Genomic DNA, 17,114 nt, shown 5'->3' with positions numbered 1-17,114 from the left:
CACAACCCGCTACGGGGGAGACTTACCCGAAATCTGATTTATTCAACAAAGCCAAATCAGGGGCAAATGTTATTGATATCGAAGCCCCTAACGCCGCTGGCGTCTCGCATAACTTATATCGCGAATTTAACGTCGGCCCTAACGGCACCATATTAAACAATAGTGCCAGTGACGTTAATCACGAAACTCACGGTAATATCGCAAAGAATAACAATCTGACCAACGGCAGCGCTTCCGTCATTTTAAATGAAGTGACCTCCAATAAAATGAGTAACCTGCAGGGCTTTATCGAGGTTAACGGACAAAAAGCCGATGTCGTTATCGCCAACCCTAACGGTATCTCCTGCTCCGGATGCAGTTTTATTAATACTAACAAAGCAGTGCTGACGACAGGCCAGGTCAATCTGAGCGACACCGGCGCGATTGATAGCTATACGGTCACGCAAGGTAAAATCACCATCGGTGATAAAGGCATGAACGCCTCCTCAAACTATGCGATCTTGCTTGCGGATGCCATTGCGATTAACGGTACCCTGAACGCCGCCAGCACCGCCCTCAGCGCGGGTAACTTCACATATAATAACGCTACCGGAGAGATAGCAAACCATGGGAAAACGGCTACGGTCATGCAGATGCTCATACCGGAATATAGTATTGATATCAGCAATCTAGGCGGTATCAAGGCCAATAGCATCAGTATGGTGGGGAATACCTTAGGCCTCGGCGTGCGTAATAAAGGCGTTATTAGCGCAAACTCTATGCTTATGATGACGAGCTATGGTTCTCTGATTAATGAGGGCGCCATCAACGTGAACGGCCTTGTCGCTAATATGGTGTCTGCAGGGGATATGAAAAATAAAGGTACCATCAATAGCACCGCTTACGCTACGGCGTTGTCCAGTTTGGGGACATTAAACAATGAAGGCACTATTGCCAGCAGCAAAACACTTGGCGTAAATGCTACCGGCGATCTCGTTAACGCGGGTACTTTGAGGGGAACTCAGATGCTATCCGTAGCCAGCGGGGGCAATCTCACTACTCGCTATGGGTCCTATATCGACACCGATGGCCAGTTAGCCGTGTCCGCCGTCAATATCGATAACGGCGGCTCAATCCTGGGCGATGTCACAAACATTGCTTTCAGCGGCAATACGCTTAACGTCACCGGCAACATCCGGGCTAACTCCAGCCTGACCGTGCAAGCTAAAAAGGATGACAACATCACTTCGGGGAAGATATATAACAAAGGTCGCATTGAAGGTAATGATGTATCCATAGTGACTAACGGTAATCTGGATCAGGAGGGGAATATTGTTGGTCAACATTCCCTGTCGATTAAAGGCGATGTGATCGATAATACTTATTATATTTACGGCGACACGCTGAGCATCGAGAGTAACTACCTGCGGAACAGGGCAACGATCGACGGGAATGCTGTCAACATCACCGCGAATAACGGCATACTTAATGAGGGTCAAATGATGAGTAGCGGGGACATGACTCTGTATACGCAACAAACCGCTGACATCACCAACTATAAAACGATTAAGGCGGATGGTTCCCTGACGATGACCACCCGGTATGTTAAAAATGGTGGCTACCGCTGCGGTTTCCTGAACCTTTCAATTTGTAATGCAGGTTCTCTTTCTGCTGATAAGTTAGTGGTCAATTCTTACCATAACTACGCCTCTGACATGGGTGGTCGCCAGCAGTATAAACAGGCAGAAATAAATACTATTCGTTGACAATAAGCGATGCGCTGGCGACAGCGCATCGCCGATGAGTCTCTGCAAATGATATAGCCTTGCTATCAGACAGCGCCCACGCCCCATTAGCAAGCGCACCGCGCATCTTATTCCAAATTAATTTGGTCAATATCATACGCTGAGCTGGCTGCGATACGCTGCGCGTTATGCTCCACGATAATCCGTGGCGGTGTAAAAAATATGAGCATAACACCAATAAATCTATAAGGTTTATATTGCCCCATTAGATTTATCATTAATTATTTTTTCACCGGCCCGGCGCAATCATTCAGCACCGGGCCCGATCGATCAGGGCTCAAACGGGCGACGCTGGAACTGATCGTGGCCGCACTTCGGACAGCGCGGTAGCACATCCGGGGTATACACCGCCAGGTGATAGTGACACTTCTCACACACCAGGTTACCTAAACCGACCACTTCGCCGCTGTGGTATACGCCGTGGTGATTCAGATCCTGAAAAACCTCCCGCCACTCAAGCTGGGTTTTGTCAGTGATATCGGCCAGTTCCTGCCACAGGCTCTCTTTGATCACCCGCATAAACACGCTGTCGCTCTCGTCTTCATGACTCTCTTCATAGCTGCGGGCAAACTCCTCAAGATCGCGCTTGACCGCGGCTATCACCGACTCAATCTCGCTCTGCGTCAGATCGCCGGCGCGGACAATTTTATCGCGTGCCTGCGTCACCAGCGCGTCAATATCGCGTTCTCCATGGCGGAGCCGTTCGCTGAGCGAGGAGACCAGTTCACGGTAATATTGAGCTACCTTGTTCATCATTTCGCCTCCGGTGTGGTTAACGTCTTCTGATAATAGACCTTATTCCTCTCCCGCTGTGTCTGACAAGCCACAGACTCGCGAAATAATCTGCCCAGCTTTTGCCGATGTTGATGTGCGAAAAGCTGTTTTGACGTTGGCGTTTGGGCTATGCTATGCCGATCTGAAATAACACATCCATTGGCTACATTTTGTAGCTGTATTGAAAACAGGACCACTGGCTGCCATGCAAGAGCAATACCGCCCGGAAGAGATAGAATCGAAAGTCCAGCTTCACTGGGACGAAAATCGTACATTTGAAGTAACTGAAGACGAGAGCAAAGAGAAGTATTACTGCCTGTCGATGCTTCCTTATCCTTCTGGTCGACTACACATGGGTCACGTGCGTAACTACACCATCGGCGACGTGATTGCCCGCTATCAGCGCATGCTGGGTAAAAACGTCCTGCAGCCGATTGGCTGGGATGCGTTCGGTCTGCCTGCGGAAGGCGCGGCGGTAAAAAACAACACCGCGCCAGCGCCGTGGACCTACGACAACATCGCCTACATGAAAAACCAGCTCAAAATGCTGGGCTTCGGCTATGACTGGAGCCGCGAGCTGGCGACCTGCACCCCGGAATACTACCGCTGGGAGCAGAAGTTCTTCACCGAGCTGTACAAAAAAGGCCTGGTGTACAAAAAAACCTCCGCGGTGAACTGGTGCCCGAACGACCAGACCGTACTGGCCAACGAGCAGGTTATCGACGGCTGCTGCTGGCGCTGCGACACCAAAGTCGAGCGTAAAGAGATCCCGCAATGGTTTATTAAAATCACCGCCTACGCCGATGAGCTGTTGAACGATCTGGATAAGCTGGACCACTGGCCGGACACCGTGAAGACCATGCAGCGCAACTGGATCGGCCGTTCTGAAGGGGTGGAAATCTCCTTTGACGTTAACCATTACGCCGACAAGCTGACCGTCTACACCACCCGCCCGGACACCTTTATGGGCTGTACCTACCTGGCGGTCGCTGCGGGTCACCCGCTGGCGCAGCAAGCTGCGGCCAACAATCCGGCGCTGGCCACCTTCATCGACGAATGCCGCAACACCAAAGTGGCGGAAGCCGACATGGCGACGATGGAGAAAAAAGGCGTCGATACCGGCTTTAAAGCTATCCACCCGCTGACCGGCGAAGAAATTCCGGTATGGGCGGCTAACTTCGTGCTGATGGAGTACGGCACCGGCGCGGTGATGGCCGTTCCGGGTCACGACCAGCGCGACTACGAGTTCGCCAGCAAATACGGGCTGAACATCAAGCCGGTGATCCTCGCCGCCGACGGTTCTGAGCCAGATCTCTCGGAGCAGGCGCTGACCGAGAAAGGCGTCCTGTTTAACTCCGGCGAGTTCAGCGGCCTCGATTATGAAGCGGGCTTCAACGCCATTGCCGACAAACTGGCAGCCATGGGCGTCGGCGAACGTAAAATTAACTACCGCCTGCGCGACTGGGGCGTGTCCCGTCAGCGCTACTGGGGCGCGCCGATCCCGATGGTCACCCTGGAAGACGGCACCGTGCTGCCGACCCCGGAAGATCAGCTGCCGGTGATCCTGCCGGAAGACGTGGTCATGGACGGCATCACCAGCCCGATCAAAGCCGATCCTGAATGGGCCAAGACCACGGTTAACGGCCAGCCGGCGCTGCGCGAAACCGACACCTTTGACACCTTTATGGAGTCCTCCTGGTACTATGCGCGCTACACCTGCCCGCAGTATCAGGAAGGGATGCTGGATTCGCAAGCGGCCAACTACTGGCTGCCGGTCGATATCTACATCGGCGGTATCGAACACGCGATCATGCACCTGCTCTACTTCCGCTTCTTCCACAAGCTGATGCGCGACGCGGGCATGGTCAACTCCGATGAGCCGGCGAAACAGTTGCTGTGCCAGGGCATGGTGCTGGCTGACGCTTTCTACTACGTAGGCGAAAACGGCGAACGTAACTGGGTCTCCCCGGTTGACGCCATCGTCGAACGTGACGAAAAAGGCCGTATCGTGAAAGCGAAAGACGCGGCGGGCCACGAGCTGGTGTACACCGGCATGAGCAAGATGTCCAAGTCGAAAAACAACGGCATCGACCCGCAGGTCATGGTTGAGCGCTACGGCGCGGATACCGTGCGTCTGTTCATGATGTTCGCCTCCCCGGCGGATATGACCCTCGAGTGGCAGGAATCTGGCGTCGAAGGGGCGAACCGCTTCCTGAAACGCGTCTGGAAGCTGGTCTACGAACACACCACCAAAGGGGACGTTGCGGCCCTGAACGTGGCGGCGCTGAGTGAAGATCAGAAAGCGCTGCGTCGCGATATCCACAAAACCATCGCCAAAGTGACCGATGACATCGGTCGTCGTCAGACCTTCAACACCGCCATCGCGGCGATTATGGAGCTGATGAACAAGCTGGCGAAAGCGCCGCAGGAAGATGAGCAGGATCGCGCTCTGATGCAGGAAGCCCTGCTGGCGGTCGTGCGTATGCTCAACCCGTTCACCCCGCACGCCAGCTTCACCCTGTGGCGTGAGCTGAACGGTGAAGGCGATATCGACAACGCGCCGTGGCCGGTGGCAGATGAAAGCGCGATGGTGGAAGACAGCACCCTCGTCGTCGTCCAGGTCAACGGCAAAGTTCGTGGTAAAATTACCGTTGCGGTAGACGCAACTGAAGAACAGGTCCGCGAGCGCGCCGGCCAGGAGCATCTGGTGGCGAAGTATCTCGACGGCAAAACCGTGCGTAAAGTGATTTACGTTCCGGGTAAACTGCTCAATCTGGTCGTTGGCTAAGCGCGGGAGGAAGCGTGCGATATCTGGTAACAATGTTGTTATCTCTGGCGGTGCTTGCCACCGCCGGCTGTGGCTGGCATCTGCGTAGCACTACCAAGGTGCCCACCACCATGAAAACCATGATCTTCCAGTCGAGCGATCCGAACGGGCCGTTAAGCCGCGCGGTGCGTAATCAGCTGCGTCTTAACGGCGTGGAACTGATCGACGCCAGCACGCTGCGTAAAGATGTCCCTTCTCTGCGCCTCGATGGATCGTCGATTCAGAAAGATACGGCATCGGTGTTCCAGGACGGTCGTACGGCGGAATATCAGATGGTCATGACCGTTCATGCCAGCGTCCTGATCCCGGGTCACGATATCTATCCGATAACCACCAAGGTCTATCGTTCGTTCTTTGATAACCCGCAGGCGGCGCTAGCCAAAGACGCCGAGCAGGATATGATTATCCAGGAAATGTACGATAAAGCGGCGGAACAGCTGATTCGTAAACTGCCAAGCGTTCAGGTAGCGGATGTTGAAGCCACCCAGCAGGAAGAAAAACCGGTCGCGGGCAGCACCGCGCCGGCGTCCTCGGGTAACCGCGTCTCCACCACGCTGGGTCAATGATGATTCGGTTGTACCCGGAACAGCTCCGCGCGCAGCTCACTGAAGGGCTGCGCGCGGCCTATCTGCTGCTTGGCAACGATCCTCTGCTGTTGCAGGAAAGCCAGGACGCTATTCGCGAAGCCGCTGCCGCGCAGGGCTTTACCGAACACCACACCTTCACTATCGATAGCAGCACCGACTGGCAGGCGCTTTTCGCCTTAAGCCAGGCGATGAGCCTGTTTGCCAGCCGGCAAACCCTGCTGTTGATCCTGCCGGAAAACGGCCCCAACGCGGCGATCAACGAACAGCTGGCGACGCTGGCCGGTCTTCTGCACGACGACCTGCTGCTGATCGTTCGCGGCAGTAAGTTGACTAAAGCCCAGGAGAATGCCGCGTGGCTCACCGCGCTGGCTCAGCGCGCCGTCCAGGTCAGCTGCCAGACGCCGGAATACGCGCAACTGCCGCGCTGGCTTGCCGCGCGGGCCAAGCAGCATCAGCTGCAGCTCGACGACGCGGCCAGCCAGCTGCTGTGCTACTGTTACGAAGGCAATCTGCTGGCGCTGGCGCAGGCGCTGGAGCGTCTGGCGCTGCTCTGGCCGGACGGTAAGCTGACCCTGCCCCGCGTTGAGCAGGCAGTGAACGATGCCGCGCACTTTACCCCTTACCATTGGGTCGATGCCCTACTGGCAGGCAAAAGTAAGCGCGTGCTGCACGTTCTGCAGCAGCTCCGTCTTGAAGGCTGCGAGCCGGCGATCCTGCTGCGTACGCTACAGCGGGAGCTGCTGCTGCTGGTCACCCTCAAGCGCCAGTCGGCGCAGACGCCGCTGCGTTCGCTGTTTGATAAACATCGGGTCTGGCAAAACCGCCGTCAGCTGCTCAGCGACGCCCTCGCCCGACTCAGCGGCGAACAGCTGCGCCAGGCGGTGACCCTTCTGACCCGCGCGGAACTGACCTTTAAACAGGATTACGGGTACGACGTCTGGCCCGAACTGGAAAGTCTTTCGTTGTTGCTCTGCCACAAAGCCCTGGCGGACGTTTTTATTGATGGTTGATATGACTCACTTACAGGCAATCTATGGCGGCACCTTCGATCCGGTGCATTATGGTCACCTCAAGCCGGTCGAGATCCTGGCGAATCAGATTGGCCTGAGCAAGGTCATCATCATGCCTAATAACGTCCCGCCGCATCGTCCCCAGCCGGAAGCCACCAGCGCCCAGCGCGTGCACATGCTGAAGCTGGCGATTGCCGATAAGCCGCTGTTCACGCTCGATGAACGCGAACTGCGGCGCGATACCCCCTCCTGGACGGCGCAAACGCTGCAGGAGTGGCGCCAGGAGCAGGGGCCGCACAAGCCGCTGGCGTTTATCATTGGCCAGGATTCGCTGCTCACCTTTCCCACCTGGCATAACTATGAAACCATCCTCGACAATGTCCACCTGATTGTCTGCCGCCGGCCGGGTTACCCGCTGACCATGGCCCATGAGGCCGATCAGCGCTGGCTGGATCGCCATTTAACCCACGACGTGGAGTCTTTGCATCACCGCCCTTCCGGCGTGATCTACCTGGCTGAGACCCCGTGGTTCGATATTTCGGCGACGATCATTCGCCAGCGCCTTGAGCGCGGCGAGTCCTGCGCCGAGATGCTGCCGGCCGCGGTGCTGGACTACATCCGCGAGCAGGGTCTCTATTGCTGACCCGGGCTGGGCCTGGCGCAAAAAAAGCGCTATCGTAACGCCACCTCTCCAACGCCCAGAGCCTGTTCATGAAATTGTGGTTAGTTCGCCATGGCGAAACCGAAGCTAACGTTGCCGGGTTATATAGCGGCCACGCTCCCACGCCCCTGACGCCGCGCGGCGTCGCTCAGGCGCGAGCGCTCGGTGAACGACTGCGCGCGGTGCCTTTCGATAAAGTCTTCTGCAGCGAGCTGGCGCGGACCGGGACAACGGCCGATCTGCTGCTTGGCGATCGCGCTATCCCGCGCGAATGCCATGCCGCGCTCAATGAGATGTTTTTCGGCGACTGGGAGATGCGCCATCATCGCGACCTCCAGCGAGAAGATGCGGAAAACTATGCCGCATGGTGCGCTGACTGGCAGCACGCGGCCCCGACCAACGGCGAAAGCTTTCAGCGTTTTGCCCGCCGCGTCAGCGAATTTACCCCCACGCTGACCGACTGCCGCCATCTTGACCACCTGCTGATCGTCGGCCATCAGGGCGTCCTGAGCCTGCTGACCGCCCTGCTGTTGCAGATGCCCGCCGCGGCGATGTGGCACTTTCCGATAGCCCATGGCGCCTGGAGTCTCCTCGACATTCGCGACGATTTCACCACCCTGCGGGTATTAAATAGCCAGGCCGTCTGGCAGCCGCAAGAAGAATTCCCGCCGAACCATTGACAGGCCAGAGCAGGCTGCTATTCTCCGCTGCCAGGCAGCATCCGCCAAAGCAGGTTTGCAGAAATTGTTTTACAAAAATGGCGATGCAATCCTCGGCGAGGGATGGGATGATACTCCGCCGCGAACGCCCGCCGACAGACATTTCACCCGACTTTTTCATTAGTTCAGGTATACTGTCAGGCTCTTTATGATTATCAATCTTCACGCACCCAGGGGGAACACTTGCAGGGTAAAGCACTCCAGGATTTTGTTATCGACAAAATTGATGACCTGAAAGGTCAGGACATCGTTGCCATTGATGTACATGGCAAATCCAGCATCACCGATTGCATGATTATCTGCACCGGCACCTCCACGCGTCATGTGATGTCCATCGCCGACCACGTGGTCCAGGAATCCCGCGCCGCCGGCTTGCTGCCGCTGGGCGTTGAAGGGGAAGCCGCCGCCGACTGGATCGTCGTCGACCTCGGCGACGTGATGGTTCACGTCATGCAGGAAGAGAGCCGTCGTCTGTACGAGCTGGAAAAACTCTGGAGTTAATGCGTGAAGTTGCAGCTGGTGGCCGTTGGCACCAAAATGCCGGACTGGGTACAGACCGGCTTTAGCGAGTATCTGCGCCGTTTTCCCAAAGATATGCCGTTCGAACTGGTGGAGATCCCTGCCGGTAAGCGCGGCAAGAACGCTGATATCAAGCGCATCCTCGAAAAAGAGGGCGAGATGATGTTAGCCGCTGCCGGTAAAAACCGCATCGTGACCCTGGATATTCCGGGTAAACCATGGGATACGCCGCAGCTGGCGCGCGAACTGGAACGCTGGAAACAGGACGGGCGCGACGTCAGTTTGCTGGTCGGCGGCCCGGAAGGCCTCTCTCCAGCCTGTAAAGCAGCGGCGGAACAGAGTTGGTCGCTCTCCACCCTCACCTTACCTCACCCGCTGGTGCGCGTACTGGTGGCCGAGAGCCTGTATCGGGCGTGGAGCATTACCACCAACCATCCGTACCACCGTGAGTAATGATGATCAGGGTAGACTGAGCAGCGAATGAAATTACAGAATTCTTTCCGCGACTATACGGCTGAATCCTCGCTGTTCGTGCGCCGGGCGCTGGTCGCTTTTTTGGGGATTTTGCTGCTTACCGGCGTTCTGATCGCCAACCTGTACAATGTGCAAATCGTTCGCTTCGACGACTATCAGACGCGCTCGAACGAAAACCGCATCAAGCTGGTGCCGATCCCGCCGAGCCGCGGCATTATTTACGATCGCAACGGCACCCCGCTGGCGCTTAACCGCACCATTTATCAGCTGGAGATGATGCCGGAGAAAGTCGATAACGTGCAACAGACGCTGGATGCGCTACGCGACGTCGTCGATTTAACCGACGATGATATCGCCGGTTTCAAAAAGGAGCGCGCCCGCTCCCATCGTTTTACCTCGATTCCGGTCAAGGTCAACCTCAGCGAAGTGCAGGTGGCCCGCTTTGCCGTCAACCAGTACCGCTTTCCCGGCGTGGAAGTCAAAGGCTACAAGCGCCGTTACTACCCCTATAACTCGGCGCTGACGCACGTCATCGGCTACGTGTCGAAAATTAACGATAAAGACGTCGACCGCCTCGATAAAGAGGGCAAACTGGCCAACTACGCCTCGACCCATGACATCGGTAAGCTGGGTATTGAGCGTTATTACGAGGACGTCCTGCACGGTCAGACCGGCTACGAAGAGGTTGAAGTGAACAACCGCGGCCGCGTTATTCGTCAGCTCAAAGAGGTGCCTCCGCAGGCCGGACGCGACATCTACCTCACCCTCGACCTCAAGCTACAGCAGTATATCGAAACGCTGCTGGCCGGCAGCCGCGCCGCGGTGGTGGTCACCGACCCGCGTACCGGCGCCATTCTGGCGCTGGTTTCGACGCCGAGCTACGACCCGAACCTGTTCGTCGACGGCATCTCCAGCAAAGATTACTCCGGCCTGCTCAACGATCCCAACACGCCGCTGGTCAACCGTGCGACGCAAGGGGTCTATCCGCCGGCATCGACGGTCAAACCGTACGTCGCCGTCTCGGCGCTGAGCGCCGGGGTGATCACGCGCAATACCAGCCTGTTCGACCCGGGCTGGTGGCAGCTGCCCGGCTCGGAAAAACGCTATCGTGACTGGAAAAAATGGGGCCACGGCCATCTGAACGTCACCAAAGCGCTGGAGGAGTCCGCGGATACCTATTTCTATCAGGTCGCCTATGACATGGGCATCGATCGCCTCTCGGAGTGGATGAGCAAGTTCGGCTACGGCCACTATACCGGTATCGACCTCGCCGAAGAGCGCTCGGGCAACATGCCGACCCGCGAATGGAAGCTCAAACGCTTTAAGAAACCCTGGTACCAGGGGGACACCATTCCGGTGGGCATCGGCCAGGGTTACTGGACCGCCACGCCGATCCAGATGAACAAAGCGCTGATGATCCTGATTAACGACGGGGTGGTGAAAGTACCGCACCTGCTGCAAAGCACCGTGGAAGACGGCAAGCCCGTTCCGTGGGTCCAGCCTCATGAGCCGCCGGTAGGCGACATCCATTCCGGCTACTGGGAAATCGCCAAAGACGGCATGTTCGGCGTGGCCAACCGCGGCAACGGCACCGCGCACAAATATTTCGCCAGCGCGCCGTATAAAATCGCGGCCAAGTCCGGTACCGCCCAGGTGTTCGGCCTGAAGGCCAACGAAACCTATAACGCGCACCGAATCTCTGAGCGTCTGCGTGACCATAAACTGATGACGGCGTTTGCGCCTTATAACAACCCGCAGGTTGCCGTGGCGATGATCCTGGAAAACGGCGGTGCCGGCCCGGCGGTCGGTACGATTATGCGCCAAATCCTCGATCACATCATGCTGGGCGATAACAACACCACGCTGCCAAGCGAAAACCCAGCGGTAACCGCAGGGGAGGATCAATAATGACGGATAATCCGAACAAAAAATCGCTGTGGGATAAGATCCATCTTGACCCCACTATGGTGTTGATCCTGCTGGCGCTGCTGACCTACAGCGCGCTGGTTATCTGGAGCGCCAGCGGTCAGGACGTCGGCATGATGGAGCGTAAAATCGGCCAGATCGCCATGGGCGTGGTGATCATGATCGTCATGGCGCAGATCCCGCCGCGGGTCTATGAGGGCTGGGCGCCCTACCTCTATATTTTCTGTATTATTCTGCTGGTGGCCGTCGACGCCTTCGGCGCCATCTCCAAAGGGGCGCAGCGCTGGCTGGATCTCGGTATCGTCCGCTTTCAGCCGTCGGAGATTGCAAAAATCGCCGTGCCGCTGATGGTGGCGCGCTTTATTAACCGCGACGTCTGCCCGCCTTCGCTGAAGAATACCGGTATTGCCCTGGTGCTGATCTTCCTGCCGACGCTGCTGGTGGCGGCGCAGCCTGACCTCGGGACCTCGATTCTGATCGCCCTCTCCGGTCTGTTTGTACTGTTCCTCTCCGGCCTCAGCTGGCGCCTGATCGGCATTGCGGTGGTGCTGGTCGCCGCCTTTATCCCGATTTTGTGGTTCTTCCTGATGCACGACTATCAGCGCCAGCGCGTGATGATGCTGCTCGATCCGGAAACCGACCCGCTGGGCGCGGGGTATCACATTATTCAGTCTAAAATTGCCATTGGCTCCGGCGGTCTGCGCGGCAAAGGCTGGCTGCACGGCACCCAGTCGCAGCTGGAGTTTCTGCCGGAACGCCATACCGACTTTATCTTCGCCGTTCTCGCCGAAGAGCTGGGCCTGATTGGCGTACTGATCCTGCTGGCGCTCTATATTCTGCTGATCATGCGCGGACTGTGGATCGCCGCCCAGGCGCAGACCACCTTTGGCCGGGTCATGGCCGGTGGTTTAATGTTGATTTTATTCGTTTATGTCTTCGTAAATATTGGTATGGTGAGTGGTATTTTACCGGTGGTGGGCGTACCGTTGCCGCTGGTGAGCTACGGGGGCTCCGCCCTGATCGTATTGATGGCCGGGTTTGGTATCGTGATGTCGATCCATACCCACAGAAAAATGTTGTCGAAAAGCGTTTAAAGGGGTTCGCAATGCGTAAGCAATGGCTGGGGATCTGCATAGCAGCGGGGCTGCTGGCGGCATGTTCGAGTGATGACGTGCAACAAAAGACGGTCAGTACTCCACAGCCGGCCGTCTGTAATGGCCCGACGGTTGAGATCAGCGGCGCCGATCCGCAGTATGAAACGCCGAACGCGACGGCGAATCAGGATTATGAGCGCGACGGTAAGCGCTACAACATCGTCCAGGATCCGGCAAACTTTACTCAGGCCGGTTTCGCGGCGATCTATGACGCGGAACCCAACAGCAACCTGACCGCCAGCGGTGAAACCTTCGACCCGACGCAGTTGACCGCGGCGCACCCGACGCTGCCGATCCCAAGCTATGCGCGGATCACCAACCTCGCCAACGGGCGCATGATCGTCGTGCGGATTAACGATCGCGGTCCCTACGGCAACGATCGGGTTATCTCGCTCTCCCGCGCGTCCGCCGACCGCCTGAACACCTCGAATAACACCAAAGTGCGTATCGACCCGATCATCGTCGCGCCTGACGGTTCGCTTTCCGGCCCGGGAATGGCTTGTACCACCGTCGCCAAACAGACTTACGCCCTGCCCGCCCGTCCGAATCTGGACGGCGGTGACGCCGCTGGCATGAGCCAGCCCGCGCCCACTGACGTTCGCCCGATCAGCAACAGCACGCTGAAGCCGGAAGACAGCGTTGGCGCACCGGTGAACAGCGGCGGTTTTCTCGGCGCCCCGACGCCGCTGAACAGCGGCGTGCTGGAGAGCAGCGAACCCGCAGCCGCCGCCGCGACGGCACCTGCCGCCGGCGCCACGCCAGCAGCGCCGGTGACCGCGCCCGGCTCCATCCAGGGTAGCGTCGCGCCCGCAGCGGCCACCGCCGCAGCCGCCGGCGCCGTTGCCGCTTCGTCTTCCGCCGCCTCCAGCGCCAGCGGTAGCTTTGTCGTGCAGGTGGGCGCAGTGAGCGACCAGGCGCGGGCGCAGCAGTATCAGCAGCGTCTGAGCCAGCAGTTCTCTGTGCCAGGCCGGGTCATGCAAAACGGCGCGGTGTGGCGTATTCAGCTGGGGCCGTTTGCCGACAAGACGCAGGCCAGCGCCGTTCAGCAGCGCCTGCAAAGCGAAGCGCAACTGCAGTCCTTTATTACTCGCGCCAACTAAAGGCCGCGGGCAGCCCGTTTACCTTGCGCATGTAAAAGTCATTAACAAACTCATGCGCAATGTCGGATGCTGGCCCGCAGAGCATTTGCTATAGTAAGGCACTTTTTTTAACTCCATCACGGATGCCGTTGTTCTGACCATGAAGACCTCTTTCACCGCTCGTTTACTCATCACGGCGCTCTCCGTTGCAGCGCTCTCCTCCGCTGCCCGCGCCGATGACCTGAATATCAAAACGATGATCCCAGGCGCCCCGCAGATTGACGCCGAATCCTGGATCCTTATCGATTACAACTCTGGCAAGGTGCTGGCTGAAAACAACGCCGACTCCCGCCGCGACCCGGCCAGTCTGACCAAAATGATGACCAGCTATGTTATCGGTCAGGCGATGAAAACGGGCAAATTCAAAGAGTCCGATCTGGTCACCGTCGGCAACGACGCCTGGGCCACCGGCAACCCGGTATTCAAAGGCTCTTCCCTGATGTTCCTCAAGCCGGGGATGCAGGTGCCGGTTTCCCAGCTGATCCGCGGTATCAACCTGCAGTCCGGTAACGATGCCTGCGTGGCGATGGCCGACTATGTCGCCGGCAGCCAGGACGCCTTCGTCAGCCTGATGAACAACTACGTCAACGCCCTCGGCCTGAAAAACACCCATTTCCAGACTGTTCACGGCCTCGATGCTGACGGTCAGTTCAGCTCAGCGCGCGACATGGCGCTGATTGGCCAGGCGCTGATCCGCGACGTGCCGAACGAGTACTCCATCTATCGTGAGAAAGAGTTCACTTTCAACGGGATCCGCCAGCTGAACCGTAATGGCCTGCTGTGGGATAACAGCCTGAACGTCGACGGCATCAAAACCGGCCACACCGACAAAGCGGGCTACAACCTTGTCGCTTCCGCCACCGAAGGGCAGATGCGTCTGATCTCGGCGGTAATGGGCGGCCGGACGTTCAAAGGGCGTGAGTCGGAAAGCAAAAAACTGCTGACCTGGGGCTTCCGCTTCTTCGAAACCGTCAACCCAATTAAAGCCGGCAAAGAGTTTGCTTCCGAACCGGCCTGGTTCGGCGACAGCGATCGCGCTTCGCTGGGGGTGGATAAAGACGTCTACCTGACCATCCCGCGCGGCCGGATGAAAGATCTGAAAGCCAGCTACGTGCTGAATAACACTGAGCTGCACGCCCCGCTGCAGAAAAACCAGGTCGTCGGCACCATTAACTTCCAGCTGGATGGTAAAACCATTGACCAGCGCCCGCTGGTGGTGCTGCAGGAAATTCCGGAAGGTAATTTCTTCGGTAAAATTATTGATTACATTAAATTAATGTTCCACCACTGGTTTGGTTAAAAATCGAACACTTGAAAGTGTGATTTCCATCCCCATATACTATTCATCCAAGTAACCTGATAACTCCCGCCCTTGGTGGGAGTTATTATTTTGTCGTAACACCGGAGCTGACATGAAAACCAAACTTAACGAACTGCTTGAATTCCCTACGCCATTTACTTACAAAGTAATGGGGCAGGCGTTGCCTGAGCTGGTTGATCAGGTGGTGGAAGTGGTACAGCGCCATGCGCCTGGTGATTACTCGCCGTCAGTAAAACCGAGCAGCAAAGGTAACTACCACTCGGTCTCCATCACCATCAACGCCACTCACATTGAACAAGTGGAAACGCTGTACGAAGAGTTAGGCAATATCGATATCGTTCGGATGGTGCTGTAACCTTTTCCCTGACCCGGCCGCCGTGCCGGGTCTTCTCATTCCCTTCCGCACGGCTGTGATATACTCCCCGACCTGAATTCTCTCTTCCCGGCGGAGATATTGTTTTGCAGCACAATAAAATTCTAATCCGGCAGCTAGGCCTGCAACCTTACGAACCCGTCTCGCAGGCGATGCATGAATTTACCGACGCCCGTGATGAAGACACCCTCGATGAGATCTGGCTGGTGGAACATCACCCGGTCTTCACCCAGGGTCAGGCCGGCAAAGCGGAACACCTGCTGGTGCCCGGTGATATTCCGGTGATCCAGAGCGATCGCGGCGGCCAGGTAACCTATCACGGCCCGGGACAGCAGGTAATGTACGTCCTGTTGAACCTCAAGCGCCGCAAGCTGGGCGTACGTGAACTGGTGACGCTGCTGGAGCAAACGGTCGTCAATACCCTTGCCGAATACGGTATTGAGTCGCACCCCCGCGCCGACGCCCCTGGCGTCTACGTCGGCGATCGCAAAATATGCTCTCTGGGGCTGCGGATCCGTAAAGGCTGCTCTTTCCACGGCCTGGCGCTCAATATCGCGATGGATCTGACGCCGTTTCTGCGTATCAACCCCTGCGGCTATGCCGGTATGGAGATGACGCAAATGCGCCAGTGGCAGCCGGAAGCCACTCCGGAGACGGTCGCTCCGCGGCTGGTCGCCCATCTGCTGGCGCTGCTGAACAATCCCCCGCACGAATACCTTCCTCAGGGTTAAGGGCAGACCAGCGCCCCGCTGACGGCGGGGTGCTGAACGAGTAACACATTATTTTTGCAATCAATTGTCACGCACGGCAACGCGGTGGGCCGCTATACTTGGCCTATCATTCCCAACCGGACTCATCGCGTGCCAGAGAATACGCCGCCGTCAGAATCTCCTGACCGACAGGACGAACGTTACGACCGTCAGATGTTTCGCATCCTGCGTAATATTGACCTTAATCTGTTAACCATCTTCGAAGCCGTGTACGTACACAAAGGTATCGTCAATGCCGCGAAGATACTCAATATCACGCCGTCGGCCATTAGCCAGTCAATAAACAAACTGCGGGCGCTGTTCCCCGATCCGCTGTTTATCCGTAAAGGCCAGGGCGTAACGCCCACCGCCTATGCCACCCATCTTCACCAGTACATCAGCCGCGGTATGGAGGCTTTCCTCAGCGCGCTGGATATCACCGGCAGCCCGCACCAGCAGCGGGTGATCACTATCGCCACCACGCCAGCCATGGGGGCGCTGCTGATGCCTGGCCTGGCCAGCGCGCTGAAGCCGGTCTTTCCGCAGATCCTGCTGCACAACATCGCCCTCACCGACGCCGCGCGGCAGCTTGACCAGCGCCAGGTGGATTTGTTGATTGATACCCATCTGCACAGCGGCCAGGCGATAAGCCATCACGTGCTGTATCAGGAACGGGTGCAGATGTACTGCCGCGCTGGGCATCCCGCGCTGGACGGTCCGCAGGATGAATCCGCCCTTGCACAATACGAGTTTGCGCTGCTGCTGCCGGAAGGCCAGCGCTACCCTACGCTGCACCGTCGGCTGCAGGAGGAGATGGGCGAGCGCCGCTGCGGTTTCAGCACCTTCAACCTGCTAACGCAGGCGGCAATGATCGCCGAGAGCGACATGCTGGGGCTGACCACCGAGCGCCTGTTCGCCATGGTATCCCGTCTCTGGCCGCTGCAGACCCTGGACTTTCCCTCCCTGCGGGAAGAGCAGATTGATGTTGCGCTGCACTTCAATAAGCAGAGCGGGAAAGAGCCATTGCTGAAAGAGATCATTGAGACCGTGATCCAGGCGTTTAAGGCGTAGCGCACGGAAGGGAAAAGGATAAAACA

The 17,114-nt window shown here is 57.4% G+C and carries 16 protein-coding genes; 15 read left to right on the top strand and 1 reads right to left on the bottom strand.

Annotation, left to right across the window (positions count from 1 at the left end; all coding sequences use genetic code 11):
- Nucleotides 1-1,745 (top strand): filamentous hemagglutinin N-terminal domain-containing protein (locus tag ABLV54_RS17145; RefSeq protein ID WP_348814198.1); only part of this gene is annotated, 1,745 nt, incomplete at its 5' end.
- Between the two features lie 309 nt (nucleotides 1,746-2,054).
- Here the strand turns inward: ABLV54_RS17145 and ABLV54_RS17140 are convergent.
- Nucleotides 2,055-2,537, bottom strand: a complete 483-nt coding sequence (locus ABLV54_RS17140; protein ID WP_025999140.1) for a zinc ribbon-containing protein — start codon at nucleotides 2,535-2,537, stop codon at nucleotides 2,055-2,057.
- A 226-nt stretch (nucleotides 2,538-2,763) separates the two neighbouring features.
- On the opposite strand from ABLV54_RS17140, the gene leuS reads away from it, so the two are divergent.
- The 14 genes from leuS to ABLV54_RS17070 all read left to right on the top strand — a co-directional run bounded on the left by leuS (nucleotide 2,764) and on the right by ABLV54_RS17070 (nucleotide 17,088).
- Nucleotides 2,764-5,346 (top strand): leucine--tRNA ligase, encoded by a 2,583-nt coding sequence (gene leuS, locus ABLV54_RS17135; RefSeq protein ID WP_044521615.1) that lies wholly within the window; start codon nucleotides 2,764-2,766, stop codon nucleotides 5,344-5,346.
- A 14-nt stretch (nucleotides 5,347-5,360) separates the two neighbouring features.
- The gene (lptE, locus tag ABLV54_RS17130) at nucleotides 5,361-5,951 is read left to right on the top strand and encodes an LPS assembly lipoprotein LptE (protein WP_004885890.1); all 591 of its coding nucleotides are present in this window, start codon (nucleotides 5,361-5,363) and stop codon (nucleotides 5,949-5,951) included.
- Nucleotides 5,951-6,982, top strand: coding sequence for a DNA polymerase III subunit delta (gene holA / locus ABLV54_RS17125; RefSeq protein WP_049015338.1), 1,032 nt, complete (start codon nucleotides 5,951-5,953; stop codon nucleotides 6,980-6,982). Before lptE ends, holA begins: the two co-directional genes overlap by 1 nt.
- Nucleotides 6,975-7,625: a nicotinate-nucleotide adenylyltransferase gene (gene nadD, locus ABLV54_RS17120; RefSeq protein WP_032455122.1), complete on the top strand. Its 651-nt coding sequence runs from the start codon at nucleotides 6,975-6,977 to the stop codon at nucleotides 7,623-7,625. The genes holA and nadD overlap by 8 nt, the downstream gene beginning before the upstream one ends.
- Before the next feature lie 68 nt (nucleotides 7,626-7,693).
- Nucleotides 7,694-8,323: an adenosylcobalamin/alpha-ribazole phosphatase gene (locus ABLV54_RS17115; RefSeq protein ID WP_023288835.1), complete on the top strand. Its 630-nt coding sequence runs from the start codon at nucleotides 7,694-7,696 to the stop codon at nucleotides 8,321-8,323.
- A 222-nt stretch (nucleotides 8,324-8,545) separates the two neighbouring features.
- Complete coding sequence (gene rsfS / locus ABLV54_RS17110) at nucleotides 8,546-8,863, top strand: ribosome silencing factor (RefSeq protein ID WP_023288834.1); 318 nt, start codon at nucleotides 8,546-8,548, stop codon at nucleotides 8,861-8,863.
- Between the two features lie 3 nt (nucleotides 8,864-8,866).
- Nucleotides 8,867-9,334: a 23S rRNA (pseudouridine(1915)-N(3))-methyltransferase RlmH gene (gene rlmH, locus ABLV54_RS17105; protein WP_002894620.1), complete on the top strand. Its 468-nt coding sequence runs from the start codon at nucleotides 8,867-8,869 to the stop codon at nucleotides 9,332-9,334.
- A gap of 27 nt (nucleotides 9,335-9,361) precedes the next feature.
- Nucleotides 9,362-11,263: a peptidoglycan DD-transpeptidase MrdA gene (gene mrdA / locus ABLV54_RS17100; RefSeq protein WP_023288833.1), complete on the top strand. Its 1,902-nt coding sequence runs from the start codon at nucleotides 9,362-9,364 to the stop codon at nucleotides 11,261-11,263.
- Nucleotides 11,263-12,375 carry a peptidoglycan glycosyltransferase MrdB gene (mrdB, locus tag ABLV54_RS17095; protein ID WP_004885876.1) on the top strand — a complete coding sequence of 371 codons (1,113 nt, stop codon included), beginning with the start codon at nucleotides 11,263-11,265 and terminating at the stop codon, nucleotides 12,373-12,375. The genes mrdA and mrdB overlap by 1 nt, the downstream gene beginning before the upstream one ends.
- Nucleotides 12,376-12,386: 11 nt before the next feature.
- Nucleotides 12,387-13,535 carry an endolytic peptidoglycan transglycosylase RlpA gene (gene rlpA, locus ABLV54_RS17090; protein ID WP_050532986.1) on the top strand — a complete coding sequence of 383 codons (1,149 nt, stop codon included), beginning with the start codon at nucleotides 12,387-12,389 and terminating at the stop codon, nucleotides 13,533-13,535.
- A 139-nt stretch (nucleotides 13,536-13,674) separates the two neighbouring features.
- Nucleotides 13,675-14,874 carry a D-alanyl-D-alanine carboxypeptidase DacA gene (gene dacA / locus ABLV54_RS17085; protein ID WP_248860985.1) on the top strand — a complete coding sequence of 400 codons (1,200 nt, stop codon included), beginning with the start codon at nucleotides 13,675-13,677 and terminating at the stop codon, nucleotides 14,872-14,874.
- Between the two features lie 112 nt (nucleotides 14,875-14,986).
- Entirely contained in the window at nucleotides 14,987-15,250 is a 264-nt protein-coding gene (ybeD, locus tag ABLV54_RS17080; protein ID WP_002894474.1) for a DUF493 family protein YbeD, read from the top strand.
- A 104-nt stretch (nucleotides 15,251-15,354) separates the two neighbouring features.
- Nucleotides 15,355-15,999 carry a lipoyl(octanoyl) transferase LipB gene (gene lipB / locus ABLV54_RS17075; protein ID WP_023288830.1) on the top strand — a complete coding sequence of 215 codons (645 nt, stop codon included), beginning with the start codon at nucleotides 15,355-15,357 and terminating at the stop codon, nucleotides 15,997-15,999.
- 129 nt (nucleotides 16,000-16,128) lie between these two features.
- Nucleotides 16,129-17,088: a YbeF family transcriptional regulator gene (locus ABLV54_RS17070; RefSeq protein ID WP_071997598.1), complete on the top strand. Its 960-nt coding sequence runs from the start codon at nucleotides 16,129-16,131 to the stop codon at nucleotides 17,086-17,088.
- Nucleotides 17,089-17,114 lie beyond the last annotated feature (26 nt).

The sequence above is a fragment of the Klebsiella sp. JB_Kp042 genome (assembly GCF_040065275.1).
GTDB lineage: Bacteria > Pseudomonadota > Gammaproteobacteria > Enterobacterales > Enterobacteriaceae > Klebsiella > Klebsiella quasipneumoniae.
The sequence above is the reverse complement of the archived record's forward strand: the minus strand, read 5'-3'. Positions and strand labels throughout refer to the sequence as shown.

What these genes read in the sequence shown, in the direction of transcription:
- dacA (WP_248860985.1), top strand. Translation starts at nt 13,675, where the DNA reads ATGAAGACCTCTTTCACCGCTCGTTTACTCATCACGGCGCTCTCCGTT.
- ABLV54_RS17140 (WP_025999140.1), bottom strand. Translation starts at nt 2,537, where the DNA reads ATGAACAAGGTAGCTCAATATTACCGTGAACTGGTCTCCTCGCTCAGC.
- holA (WP_049015338.1), top strand. Translation starts at nt 5,951, where the DNA reads ATGATTCGGTTGTACCCGGAACAGCTCCGCGCGCAGCTCACTGAAGGG.
- rlpA (WP_050532986.1), top strand. Translation starts at nt 12,387, where the DNA reads ATGCGTAAGCAATGGCTGGGGATCTGCATAGCAGCGGGGCTGCTGGCG.
- ABLV54_RS17115 (WP_023288835.1), top strand. Translation starts at nt 7,694, where the DNA reads ATGAAATTGTGGTTAGTTCGCCATGGCGAAACCGAAGCTAACGTTGCC.
- mrdB (WP_004885876.1), top strand. Translation starts at nt 11,263, where the DNA reads ATGACGGATAATCCGAACAAAAAATCGCTGTGGGATAAGATCCATCTT.
- nadD (WP_032455122.1), top strand. Translation starts at nt 6,975, where the DNA reads ATGGTTGATATGACTCACTTACAGGCAATCTATGGCGGCACCTTCGAT.
- ybeD (WP_002894474.1), top strand. Translation starts at nt 14,987, where the DNA reads ATGAAAACCAAACTTAACGAACTGCTTGAATTCCCTACGCCATTTACT.
- leuS (WP_044521615.1), top strand. Translation starts at nt 2,764, where the DNA reads ATGCAAGAGCAATACCGCCCGGAAGAGATAGAATCGAAAGTCCAGCTT.
- mrdA (WP_023288833.1), top strand. Translation starts at nt 9,362, where the DNA reads ATGAAATTACAGAATTCTTTCCGCGACTATACGGCTGAATCCTCGCTG.